The sequence below is a fragment of the Streptococcus mitis NCTC 12261 genome, from assembly GCF_000148585.2.
GTDB classification, from domain to species: Bacteria; Bacillota; Bacilli; order Lactobacillales; family Streptococcaceae; genus Streptococcus; species Streptococcus mitis.
Genome location: NZ_CP028414.1, coordinates 471411 through 484433, shown reverse-complemented (window position 1 = coordinate 484433; position 13023 = coordinate 471411). Strand labels below are relative to the sequence as shown.

Genomic DNA, 13023 nt, shown 5'->3' with positions numbered 1-13023 from the left:
CCATAGCATGTCAAGACCACTTCCGCAATCTTGACACACCAGTTTACTTTTCTTAACCTTTGACCGCTCCCATGGTAATACCTTGAGTAAAGGATTTTTGGAAGACTAGGAAGACTGTTACGATTGGCACAGCAGCAAGAGCTGCACCTGCCATGATCAAACCATAGTTGGTTGCCATTTCAGCCTGCATAGTCGCAACACCGAGTGAAATGGTCAAATTATTACGTGAAGTCAACATAACCAACTGCATGAAGTAGTCGTTCCATGTATTGATGAAGGTAAAGATTGCAAGTGCTGCAAATCCTGGTTTCACAATTGGGAAGGCTACGCTCCAGAAGGTACGAATCTCACCACAACCGTCGATTTTAGCTGATTCAAGCAACTCTGTAGGAATATTCTCACTGAACTGTTTCATGAGGAAGACCCCGAATGGCCATCCAATCAAAGGCAAGATAACTGCCCAGAGAGTATCGTGAATTCCCATGAAGTTGACGATACGTACCAATGGTACAAGGACAACTTGTTTTGGAAGTGCCATAGCAGCAATAAAGATTGCAAAGAGAATACGTTGCCCATAGAAACGTTTTTTAGCCAATACATAACCTGCTAGAGATGAGGTCGCACAGACTAAGAACATGGTTACCAATGAGATAAACACAGAGTTCCACATCCACTGCATAGCAGGGTTTTGCACCATGAGTTGTTGGAAGTTTTCCATGGTTGGCATTTTAGGGAACCATTGTGGTGGAATAACGATGGTATCAGGTTGTGATTTGAAGGCCCCTGTCAAAATCCAGTAGAATGGAAAGATGAACAGCACGGTCAACAAGAGCAAGATAATAGTTGAAATAACAGTGAAAGCTGTTATAGGTTTCTTTTGTGTAGATTGCATAGCTGTCTCCTTTCTTTAATATTCTACGTCATTTCCGAGCGCCTTAAATTGAACAAAGCTTACAATAGCAATCATGACTGCCAAGAAGACACCAATGGTATTAGCATACCCGTATTCGGTCAATTGGAAGGCTTTTTCGTAAAGGTAGTACATCAAGGTACTTGTTGAGTAGTTTGGCCCACCAGATGTTAATAGTTGAATCAAGGCGAAAACTTGAAATGAGTTAATTGTTGTGATGATTGCGATGTAGAGAGTTGTTGGAAGAAGGCTTGGCCATTTAATCTTCCAGAAAACTTGAAATTCAGTTGCACCGTCTACACGAGCCGCTTCAACCAGTGAATTGTCAATATTCCCCATAGCAGCTATGTAGAGGATGATTGGTTGACCAACTGAAGTTGTCAAGAGGATAATCATAATTGCCAGTAATGCCCAGTGTTTATCTCCCAACCAAGAAATATTCTGGCTGATGATATGGCTTGACTTAAGGACAAAGTTTAGAATCCCTGATAATGGGTCATAAATCCATTTCCAAACAACTGTTACGGCAACACTACCTGTTACAACAGGAAGGAAGAAGACGAAACGGTAGAAAGATCTGGCAATAGCATTTTGATGGTAGGTTTGCGACGCCACAAAGAGCGAAAAGAGAACAACAATCGGTACAGATCCAACAACCAAAATAACTGTGTTAATCAAAGACTTCATAAAGACAGGGTCTTTAAACATACGAATGTAGTTGTCCAATCCCACAAACTCAAATTTAGTCATTGAATAGTTAAAGAAACTTGTAATGAATCCCATAATCATAGGAACCAATACAAAGATGACAAAGAAGAATAATACTGGTGCTAAGAAAGCGTAGGAAATCACTGTTTCCCGCATACGAATTTTATTGACTTTCACAGTCGGCACCTCTCTTTCACAAATAGAATATTTTGGATTTTCTTGAACAGTTTTAAAATCAAAATGAAATTTTTTAAGATTCGCTTATGTAAGAACTTCATTTTAATTTCGTGACAGTTTCTGATATTTCAAATAAAATCCTCCCTTTTCTTACATAGATTATGCACAGGGAAAAGGGAGGAGTCAATCTGATTCAGTGCTTATTGTTTTGTAGCTTTTTTAATTGTTTCGTTAGCTTTTTCAGTGAAGGCTTTTAAAGCATCCGCTGGTTTTTGATCGCCATTTGAAACTGATTGCAACATTGGGAACCATAGAGTTCTCATTTCTGCAAAACCATCAATTGTATTGTAGTATGGTGAGTAGTATTTAGTCCAACCACTGATTGTTTCCATACGTTTATCTTCATAAAGTTTTCCAAATGAAGTACGAACTGGGAAGGCACCTGTACGAACAACGTCTTTTGGACCCCATTCTTTGTCATCCGCGATGAATTGAACGAATTTCTTAGATGCTGCAACTTTCTTGTCGTCTTTGTTGTTGAATACTGCAAATCCGTTTACAAGGTATTCAAGAGCTGGTTTACCTGAATCTGATGGGAATGGTACTTCTACCACTTCTACTTTACTTGCTTCCAAGAGTTTAGCTTGGATACCGTTTTGAGCTGGCGCCCAAAGGATTGTGTAAGATGTTTGACCGTTGGCAAAGTTTTGGATATCTGCTCCACCGTCAAATTGTGAACCGTTGTTCAACAAACCGTCTTTGATCCAGCTAGCTGCTTTTTCAAGACCTTTGACGAATTTAGGATCATCAGTTGTATATTTTGTTACATCTTTATCTGTTACAGAACCGCCGTAAAGGTTTGAGATGAAGGCACGTGTTCCTTGGTCTCCCCCTTGACCAGAACTGAACAATGAACCTGGTGTGTAGCCTTTGTCTTTAAGCGCTTTCAAAACTTTCTCAAAGTCGTCTGTTGTCCAACCTTCTTTTACAAGGTTCGCAACTCCAGCATCTTCCAACATTTTCTTGTTCATAGCCATGTAGAATGGTGCTGAACTGATTGGATACATGTAGGCTTTGTCTCCAGCCTTACTTGCTTTTACAATGTTTTCATTGTTGACATCTTTAACAAAGTCATCTGTGAAGAGGTCATTCAAGTCAGCCAATTTACCATTTTTACCATATTGGATGATACGTCCTGGTGCGTCAAAAAGTACGTCTGGAGCTGTTCCTGCTTCGATGGCTGTTGTGATTTTTTCAGGACCTGACTTGAAGTCGATGGTTTCCAATTTCACTTTTATATCTGGGTTTGCTTTTTCAAACGCTTCGATGATTGATTTTTCATAAGTTCCAACACCGTCACCAGTTTTTTCTTGGGTAAATACTGGGAATGCCCACCAAGTGATTTCTGTTTTGGCACCGTCACCACCTGATTTGGCAGCATCTTTACTTCCGCCAGAATTGCCACAAGCAGCAAGACCAAGAACCGCAGCACCCGCAAGTACTGTACAAGCTAATTTTCTAAATTTCATCTGTATTCTCCTATGTAATAAGCGTATCCATATTGGATAATGAGTAAGATTGTATTTGTATGCGTTTTCATTTCATCCGATGCATCCACCACTCTCCTCTGTTTTTTATTAAGTCAGTAAGTACTTATACTCTTCGAAAATCTCTTCAAACCATGCCAGCTTCGCCTTGGCGTACTCAAGTATAGCCTGCGCCTAGCTTCCCAGTTTGCTCTTTGATTTTCATTGAGTATTAATCATCTACACCTAAAATTTCATTAATACTATTTTTATATAAGATTGCTTTTGCTCCATATATTGCTTGAATACCACCCTTCACTTCTAAGACATCAACTGCACCAATTTGTTTTAAAAGTGCTTTATCAACTTGATGAACTTCTTTTACAGCTACACGTAAACGTGTCACACAAGCATCTACATCTTCTATATTATTTGATCCACCCAACGCTCTGATAATTTGTAGGCTATCCTGTTTTAAATGATCTGCAGTATTTGAAGTTGAATCTGTGGATTCAGAAATTTCTTTAGAATCTACTTCTTCTCCTCGTCCTGGCGTTAGAACGTTGAATTGAGTAATGAACCATCTAAAAACAATATAATACAGAACACTCCAAATAAGTCCAAATGGAATCTGAAGAACCCAATTCGTTTTAGCGTTCCCCTGCAAAATTCCAAATAAAGTAAAATCGATTACACCTCCTGAGAATGTGTTTCCTATTGAAATATTTAAGACGTCTGCAATAAAGAAGCTGACACCATCAAGGAATGCGTGTACAACATATAGAACCGGACTGACAAATAGAAACATAAATTCAATTGGTTCTGTAATACCGGTAATAAAAGATGTTAAAGCAACTCCAAAAAACAGACCCGCGTATTTTTTACGACGATTTTTAGGAACACTATGGTACATCGCTAAACAGGCAGCCGGTAAACCGAACATCATTGTTGAGAAACGACCTGCAAAAAACCTTGTTCCTTCTGTAAATAATCCAGAATGAGTCGGGTCGGCTAATTGAGCAAAAAATATTTTTTGAGCTCCAACCACTGTTTGTCCTGCAACAGTTTCAACACCACCAAGTTCAGTATACCAAAACATAGGGTAAATCATATGATGTAAGCCTACTGCTCCAGAAAGTCTCATTAAAAATCCATATAGAAAAGTTCCAATTGGACCCGCCTGAGAAATATATCCACCTGTAGAAACAAGAAGTTGTTGAAAAGGTGGCCAAATAACAAAGAAGACAAAGCCAATTAAGATAGAAGAGAACGATGTAACAATAGGAACGAAGCGTGAACCCCCAAAGAATCCTAAAGCGGAAGGTAATTGAATATTGTTATATCGATTGTGCAAATATACGGCAACTATTCCGACAACTAATGCTCCAATAACTCCAGTATCAATTGCAGATCCTTCTGCCATAAAAAGTTTTACCAGAGCTTTAATCGTTGCAGTCATAACTAAGTAACCAGTTACTCCTGCTAGCGCAGCGGTTCCTTTATCTCGTTTCGCTAAGCCAATACATAATCCCACACAGAGAAGTAGTGATAAATTACTGAATACAACCTCTCCTGCAGAGCTCATTACTTGGAATATTGATTGAAAAAAACTATTGTCTAGTATTGGATAAGTTGCTATCGTGGTTGGGTTTGAAAGTGCACCACCAATCCCCAAAAGTAGACCTGCTGCAGGAAGTATAGCTATAGGTAACATAAAAGCTTTTCCAACTTTTTGTAAAACTTTAAACATAAAATTCCCCCTTACATCTTATTTGAGACCAGCAACAAAGCGTTCTGTAATCTCTTTTGGTCTAGTAATAGCGCCACCAACAACGATGCCTCGCACTCCGTATCCCTGGATTTGTTTGGCTTGTTCTGGTGTATGGATTTTCCCTTCTGCAATGACATCTACACCAGCATCACAGAGTTTTTTGATTAATTCAAAATCGGGACCATCCACTTTTGGACTGTAAGATGTGTATCCAGATAAAGTTGTTCCGACAAAGTCAATCCCTGCTTCAACGGCTGCCAATCCTTCCTCGAAAGTACTTGTATCAGCCATCAAGAGCTGATGAGGATATTTCTCCTTAACCTGACGAATGAACTCTTGAATCTCCAAACCATCGTAGCGTTCACGCTTGGTACAATCCAGAGCAATTACCTCTATATCAAGTTCTGCCAATTCATCAACTTCTTTCATAGTGGCAGTGATAAAAGGTTCTTGCGGTGGATAATCTCGTTTAATTATCCCAATGATTGGAAGGTTGGTAACCTCCTTGATTTCCTTGATATCGCGAACACTATTTGCTCGGATACCGACTGCTCCACCTTGCTCAGCCGCTTTGACCAGCAAGGGAATGACTCCTCCCGCTTCTGTATAAAGCGGTTCGTGAGGAAGGGCCTGACAAGAAACGATGATTCCATCTTTGATTTGTGCAATCAAGGCTTCTTTAGTAATCTGTGGCATCCTCTTTCCTCCTTTTCTTTGTTCTTATGAGTTCATTATATATTAGTTTTAAAGCGCTTTCAATACCTTGTGGTAGAATAGATTTCAGTTTCAAAAGTATTTTATAGAACAGCTGTTTCTGAAAGTAGTTTCAGAGAACCATCTATATTAAAACATTTTTACTGAACTATAAAAAGAGAGCTACTGGGCTCTCTCATTCATCATTTTACATACTTAAAAGGAATCTCACTACCACATAGCCAGTTGTAGACTTGGTCATTGACAAAGACATTCATGACTTCGTGAGCATACTCAGGCATGATGCGATAGGCCTTATCGCAGGTCAGCCGGTTGTAAATCGCAAACTGGGTAATAGGATAGCAAACATCATCGTCCAAGCCCGTAATCATCTTAACCTCACCCTTGATACGATGGGCAAGATTTTTCACATCGATATAGGCAAGGGTCGCTATGATTTCCTCCTCAGTTTCGTGGAAGGGATCGTGAAACTTGAAATAACGGAACAGTTCGTCGTAAGCCTCGCTAGTATTACCAATCTCAAGCACTCGTCTAAAGTCTGACAAGAAGGGATAAATGGCAACTGTTTTATGAATCCGAGGATTGAGTGCTGCTGCAACTAGAGCTAGAGCACCTCCTTGTGAGGCACCATAGCTAGAAAGACGCTTCTCATCAACCTGAGACAGACTGGCAACAATTTCAACCAACTGGTAAATATCCAGATAAACATCCTTATAAAAGAGGTGATCCCGACCTTCCACAGCCCCACGGATGATATGCCCCTTGACCGTATTTCCTAGAGGAGAACGCAAGCTGTCTTGTGAGTAACCCGACTGCCCCCGCACATCCATGGAAACAACACCGTAACCAGCTACGGTGAAGGCCAGCATGTCAGCCCAGTCCCAGCCACGTCCCATATAACCATGAAAATGGAAGATTATCGGAACCTTCTCGTCACTCTTCGGAAGAACGACGCGTGCATAGACCTTGCCTTCATTGGTTCCTTCAAAGGTTAATTCATAGCACTTTACTTGAGGAATGTGGAAATTCCTTTCCTCCAACTGATAAGCTGGAAGATTGGAAACTTTTTTCACTTCCTCATCCCAAAAAGCATCAAAGTCTTGTGGAACCTCGTCCCTTCCTAGATAGGTCTTAATTTCTTCTAATAAAGCTGGATTTTTCATAGCATGCTCCTTTTTTGTAATCGCTACCACCACTCTAGCATATCTAGAAAAGCAATGCAAGAAAGAAGGGTAAATAGAAAGAGATTTTAGATTCTTTACTTTTAGGATGATGGGCTGAAAGTAGTTTTAGAAACGAAAAAAGAGCATTTCGCTCTTTCTTCCTTCTATTTATATTATTTTGTTGCTTCTTTCTTCTGGAAAGTGGTTTGGTAATTTACTTTAATCGTTACTGTCATATGAGAGTCCTCGTTTCTTTTTGATGACTCTAGTATAAAGGGCAAACCTGAAAGCTAGCTTAATACTCTTCGAAAATCAAATTCAAACCACGTCAGCGTCGCCTTACCGTACTCAAGTACAGCTTGCGGCTAGCTTCCTAGTTTGCTCTTTGATTTTCATTGAGTATAAGATTTCCTTAGAGAAAGCTTAATCTAGATGTTCTTTCTTTTCCAAATGAAGGGCAATCATGCGCCATTCCGGATCCTCTTGCCAGCCTTCTATTGAACTAATGTAGCTAGCAACTTTTCTGGCTTCTTCTAAAATTGGGAAATCTTCGATAATATCAGCCACTTGGAATTCTGGAAGACCTGACTGTCTAGTTCCAAAAATCTCACCTGAACCACGCATTTTCAAATCTTCCTCAGCAAGAACAAAACCATTGGTGGTTTCTGTCATGATGCGCATACGGTCTTTCCCAGAATCCGTCTTGGGATTGGCAACAAGAACTGCATAGGACTGCTTATCTCCCCGACCAACACGACCTCTGAGCTGGTGAAGCTGGCTGAGCCCGAAGCGATCGGCATCCATGATAATCATGACGGTCGCATTTGGAACATTAACCCCGACCTCGATAACCGTTGTCGAAACTAGAATATCCGTTTTTTGCTCTTTGAACTCCTGCATAATCTGATCTTTTTCGTCACTCTTCATCTTACCATGTAGAAGAGCCACTTCTGCCTTACCTGCAAAATGAGCCGTCAACTCCTCAGATAAGGCAATGGCATTTTTCAAATCCAGAGCTTCTGATTCTTCAATCAAGGGAGAGATAACATAGGCTTGAGAACCTTTTTGGATTTCTCCCTCTAACCAAGTCAAGACCTGAGGTAGTTGCTCATGTTTGATCCAGCGCGTCACAATAGGCTTCCTCCCTGCTGGCATCTGGTCGATAATGGAAACATCCATATCGCCAAAGGCTGTGATAGCCAGCGTCCGTGGAATAGGAGTTGCCGTCATCATGAGAACGTCAGGATTGTCCCCTTTTTCCCGTAAAATACGCCTTTGCCCCACACCAAAACGGTGCTGCTCATCGATGATAATCAAGCCAAGACGAGCATAATCCACTCCATCTTGTATCAAAGCATGAGTTCCGATAATAAAGTCGGCCTCACCCTTGGCAATGGTCTCCAAGACTTCTCTTTTTTCTGCAGCTTTTAAGGAACCTGTTAAGAGAGCCAGTTTCAAGTCTGGGAAGAGACTCTTCAAACTCTCAAAGTGTTGCTCTGCTAAGATTTCTGTTGGCACCATGAGGGCTGATTGGTAGCCAGCTGTCACCGCCGCAAACATGGCCAAACCAGCGACTACTGTTTTCCCACTCCCCACATCCCCTTGTAGGAGACGATTCATGTGGTGGTCGGACTTCATATCAGTTAAAATTTCCTGCAAACTCTTTTCCTGAGCTTGGGTCAGGGCAAATGGCAGACTTTCTTTAACAGCTGACACTTTTTCCTGAGACCAGTCCAGAACCAGACCGCTTCCCTGAACTCTATTTTCAGATTTGAGCGTTTGCAATTGCATTTGGAAATAAAAGAGTTCCTCAAACTTGATACGGCGAAGGGCCTGCTTGTATTCTCCCAAATCCTTTGGAAAATGCATAGCTCGGACTGCCTGACAACGGGACATGAGTTTGTATTTGTCCAGCAAGGACTGGGGCAGATTTTCCTCTATCAAGAGGTCCAGGCCCTGATCAAAGGCCGTTTTGATGACCTTGACCAGACTGGCTTGACTGATTCCCTGAGTCAGACGATAGACAGGCTGGAGGTCATCTTCCACCTGAGCCAGGACCTTCATCCCAGTCAGACTAGCCTTGGCACGGTCCCATTTTCCAAAGACGGCAAGAGTTGCTCCCAACTCTATCTTATCAGCCAGATAGGGCTGGTTAAAGAAATTCACCGCAAAAACAACTTCTCCCTGCTTGAGACTAAAACGCAGTCGATTGCGCTTGAAACCATAATACTGAACACTAGCAGGAGTCACGACTTGACCAGACAAAACCGCCTTTTCTCCGTCTTCCAGCTCCAGCACCTGCTTGGTTTTAAAGTCTTCGTAACGGAAAGGAAAGTAGAGCAAGAGGTCTTGCAAGTTTTCAATTCCTAGTTTGGCGTATTTTTCTGCTGACTTTGGTCCCACACCAGGTAAGACATGCAAGGGTTGATGTAGATTCATGCTCCACTCCTTTCTTTTCTAATAATATTCTCTCGGAATGCGGTCGCTGAGAAGACAAACCACCTCATAGTTAATAGTCCCACGGTAGGTCGCTACCTGAGTAGCTGTAATTTCCTTGTCCCCGTTAGAACCAATCAAGGTTACCTTTGTTCCTAAGGGATAAAGCTTAGGCAGACGAATGGTGATTTGGTCCATCGAAACCCGCCCAACGATTGGGCAAGCTTGCCCATCTACCAAGACAGCGAAATTTTGCATATCTCGTGTCCAACCATCCGCATAGCCGATTGGCACCGTCGCTATGACTTGCTCGCTATCCGCCTGATAGGTCGCTCCATAGCCCATGCAAGCTCCAGCTGAAACTGTCTTGACATGAACCAGAGCAGATTCCAAGGTCAAGGCTGGTTTCAAGTCATAAGGTAAGTCCAAAACCTCTCCGCTAGGATTAAGACCATACATGGCATCCCCCATACGGACCGCATTGAAAATAGTCTCTGCATGCCAAAGAGTCGTTGCCGAATTGCTGGCATGTATCAGCTCTGGAAGACCTTTCATACCGGCTAAAATAGTTTTAAACCGTTCTAACTGGGTATTAAAGTAGTCATCTGATTTCTCGTCTGCAGTAGCAAAGTGGGTAAAAATCCCTTCAACACGAGCACCATGTTGTTGGAGCAAGTCTTGAGCCTGCTCAGCCTCATGAGCCTCTCGAAAACCAATCCGTCCCATTCCTGAATCAATCTTGAGGTGGACTGTTAATCCAGTTAAGTCCGCTTCCTTATCTAAGAGTGCTTGAATCCACTCCAGTCCAGCTACAGTCAAGGTGATGTCATATTCTTTAGCTAGAGCAACAACTTCGATTTCAGAAACTCCTAAAATAAGGATTCGCTTGCTGAGTCCAGCCTGTCTGAGTTCAATAGCTTCATCGATATTGGAAACGCAAAAGCCATCAACATCATCTTGAATAGTCGTGGCAACGGCAACAGCTCCATGACCATAGGCATTAGCCTTGACTACTGCAAATTTGAGTGTTCCTTCAGGGATATGAGCCCCCATTTGCTGAATATTTTGTCGAATAGCTCCCAGATGAATCAGAGCCTTGGTTGGTCTATGCGGACTAGCTTTCATGATTTTCCTCCAAAATGACACTGGCTGTCACAAACTGATCTGTATGGCTGATAGACAGCCAAATCTTTCCTGAAAATGGTGACTGACTAAAATAAGGCGCCCCGCGTTCATTATTCAAGACTTCTAAATCTTGAAAACCGAGCTTGCCAATACCAGTTCCCATAGCCTTGGAAAAGGCCTCCTTAGCCGACCAGCGACCAGCCAAATATTCAATCTGCCTGCGCCCTTTGAGACTGGTGAAGCGCTCCATTTCCTTAGCGGTCAGCACGCGCTTAGCAAAGCCTTCATGTCGTGTAACTGCGCTTTCTATCGAAGCCAATTCTTCGATGTCAATTCCGTGTCCAACTATCATTCTCATCAAAAGGAGTTGAGATCCCCCAACTCCATCCTTTTCACTTATTTTGTCAAGGTAGCATAAATCTCTTCTACCAAGGCCTCTGTATTTTCCCAACCTAGACAAGGATCGGTAATGGAGCAACCAAAGACCTCTGGTTGGTTTTGACGACCATCTGCTAGGTAAGATTCAATCATAAAGCCTCGAACTATCTTTTTAATCTTCTCATTCCAGTCACGATTTTGCAAGGTCTGGCGAACAATTCGAATCTGCTCCATATATTGCTTGCCTGAATTATCATGGTTGGTATCAATGAGAATAAAGGGATTTTCAAGTCCCATGGCTTCATAGCGTTCAATGGCATTTAGCAAGGTTTCATAGTAAAAGTTAGGCTCATTTTTCCCATATTCATTAACTGCACCACGAAGGATGACGTGAGCCAAGGGATTTCCTGAAGTCTCAACTTCTTGACCATGGAAGAGGAAGGTTTGTTTGTTTTGGGCGGCATAGATACCGTTAAACATAACACCAAGATTCCCAGAGGTTGGATTTTTCATCCCGACTGGTGCATCAATCCCTGAAGCCACAAAACGGTGCTCTTGGTCTTCCACAGAACGAGCCCCCACAGCATGGTAGCTGACCAAATCATCTACCAAGACCAAATTTGACGGATAAAGCATCTCGTCTGCCGTTGTCAAACCTGTCTCTGTAATGACGCGATAGTGCAACTGGCGCACAGCCTGCAAACCGTTAATCAGGCTTGGAGCCTTAGAGGTATCTGGTTGGTGAACCAGACCTTTATAGCCGTCTCCGTTGGTGCGAGGTTTAGCTGTATAAACACGCATAACCATGAAAATCTTGTCCGCCACCTTCTTCTGCAAGGCGGATAAACGGCGGGCATATTCCAAGACAGCCTCTTCATTATCAGAAGAGCAAGGACCAATCACCAAAAGGATCCGGTCATCTTCTCCTGAAATGATGTCTGCCATTTCTCTATCACGACGCTCCTTTAGTCGCAAGGCTTCCGCAGACAATTGGGTTTCTGCTTTGATTGCTTCAATATCAATTTCTTGACCTTTTTCAATAAATGCCATCTTATTCTCCTAGCGTTTGGTAGATTTCTCTGACGAGGGCTTCCGTATTATCCCAGCCAAGACAAGGGTCTGTGATAGACTTGCCAAATACTTCCGGTTCGTTTTGACGGCCGTCTTCTAGATAAGACTCAATCATAAAGCCACGAACGTACTGCTTGATTTTTTCATTCCAATCACGGTTAATCAAGGTCTGGCGGACAATTCGAATCTGGTCCATATATTGCTTACCAGAGTTGTCATGATTGGTATCCACAATGATAAAGGGATTTTCCAAGCCCATCTTCTCATACTGAGCAATGGTATCCATCAAATTATCATAGTAGTAGTTAGGAATATTCTTACCATACTCATTGATCGCTCCACGAAGAATGGCATGCGAAAGCGGGTTCCCAGTTGTTTCCACTTCTTTTCCTAGGAAAAGGAAACTTTGTTTGTTTTGAGCAGCATAAATCCCATTAAACATAACATTGAGATTTCCAGAGGTTGGATTTTTAAACCCAGTCGCAAAATCTGCCCCACTTGCCACAAAGCGGTGTTGCTGGTCTTCAACTGAACGGGCACCAACCGCCATGTAAGAAATCAAATCATCTACAAGCGGAAGATTTTCAGGATAAAGCATTTCATCAGCTGTCGTCATACCTGTTTCCGTGATGACACGATAGTGAAGATGGCGCACGGCTTTGATTCCGTTGATAAGACTAGGCGCTTCTGTCGCATTAGGCTGGTGAATCAAGCCCTTATAGCCATCTCCGTTGGTACGGGGTTTGGCAGTATAAACACGCATAACCATAAAGATACGGTCTGCTACTTCTTCTTGCAAAGCTGCCAAACGCTTAGCGTACTCAAGAACAGCTTCTTCATTGTCAGATGAGCATGGCCCGATTACCAAGAGAATCCGTTGGTCTTCTCCACGTATAATGGCTTCTAGCTCTTGATCACGCTGTGATTTTCTCTCTAAAGCTTGACCTTCTAATTTTGATAAGGCACGAACTTCTTCAATATTAATTTTAGGACTTTTTGCTGTAAATACCATAACTCATCTCCTTATAAAGCAAACGGATACCA

General features: G+C 42.1%; 11 protein-coding genes. All 11 read right to left on the bottom strand.

The window, feature by feature from the left end:
- Positions 1-52: 52 nt before the first annotated feature.
- The 11 genes from SM12261_RS02700 to SM12261_RS02645 all read right to left on the bottom strand — a co-directional run bounded on the left by SM12261_RS02700 (position 53) and on the right by SM12261_RS02645 (position 12991).
- Positions 53-892: a carbohydrate ABC transporter permease gene (locus tag SM12261_RS02700; RefSeq protein ID WP_001192117.1), complete on the bottom strand. Its 840-nt coding sequence runs from the start codon at positions 890-892 to the stop codon at positions 53-55.
- A gap of 15 nt (positions 893-907) precedes the next feature.
- Complete coding sequence (locus tag SM12261_RS02695; RefSeq protein ID WP_153193231.1) at positions 908-1774, bottom strand: carbohydrate ABC transporter permease; 867 nt, start codon at positions 1772-1774, stop codon at positions 908-910.
- A gap of 221 nt (positions 1775-1995) precedes the next feature.
- On the bottom strand, positions 1996-3324 hold the full coding sequence (locus SM12261_RS02690; RefSeq protein ID WP_000672120.1) for an ABC transporter substrate-binding protein: 1329 nt from the start codon (positions 3322-3324) through the stop codon (positions 1996-1998).
- Between the two features lie 229 nt (positions 3325-3553).
- The gene (locus tag SM12261_RS02685) at positions 3554-5071 is read right to left on the bottom strand and encodes a PTS transporter subunit EIIC (RefSeq protein WP_000477437.1); all 1518 of its coding nucleotides are present in this window, start codon (positions 5069-5071) and stop codon (positions 3554-3556) included.
- Positions 5072-5089: 18 nt separating this feature from the next.
- Positions 5090-5788, bottom strand: a complete 699-nt coding sequence (locus tag SM12261_RS02680; RefSeq protein WP_001135678.1) for an N-acetylmannosamine-6-phosphate 2-epimerase — start codon at positions 5786-5788, stop codon at positions 5090-5092.
- A gap of 200 nt (positions 5789-5988) precedes the next feature.
- Positions 5989-6969, bottom strand: a complete 981-nt coding sequence (locus tag SM12261_RS02675) for an acetylxylan esterase (RefSeq protein ID WP_000795106.1) — start codon at positions 6967-6969, stop codon at positions 5989-5991.
- A 423-nt stretch (positions 6970-7392) separates the two neighbouring features.
- Complete coding sequence (recG, locus tag SM12261_RS02665) at positions 7393-9408, bottom strand: ATP-dependent DNA helicase RecG (protein WP_001048781.1); 2016 nt, start codon at positions 9406-9408, stop codon at positions 7393-7395.
- Positions 9409-9426: 18 nt separating this feature from the next.
- Positions 9427-10530, bottom strand: coding sequence for an alanine racemase (alr, locus tag SM12261_RS02660; RefSeq protein WP_000648064.1), 1104 nt, complete (start codon positions 10528-10530; stop codon positions 9427-9429).
- Positions 10520-10882: a holo-ACP synthase gene (gene acpS / locus SM12261_RS02655; RefSeq protein ID WP_000635006.1), complete on the bottom strand. Its 363-nt coding sequence runs from the start codon at positions 10880-10882 to the stop codon at positions 10520-10522. The genes alr and acpS overlap by 11 nt, the downstream gene beginning before the upstream one ends.
- Positions 10883-10926: 44 nt before the next feature.
- The gene (locus SM12261_RS02650) at positions 10927-11958 is read right to left on the bottom strand and encodes a 3-deoxy-7-phosphoheptulonate synthase (RefSeq protein WP_000864047.1); all 1032 of its coding nucleotides are present in this window, start codon (positions 11956-11958) and stop codon (positions 10927-10929) included.
- Position 11959: 1 nt separating this feature from the next.
- Positions 11960-12991 carry a 3-deoxy-7-phosphoheptulonate synthase gene (locus tag SM12261_RS02645; RefSeq protein WP_000232190.1) on the bottom strand — a complete coding sequence of 344 codons (1032 nt, stop codon included), beginning with the start codon at positions 12989-12991 and terminating at the stop codon, positions 11960-11962.
- Between the last annotated feature and the right edge of the window lie 32 nt (positions 12992-13023).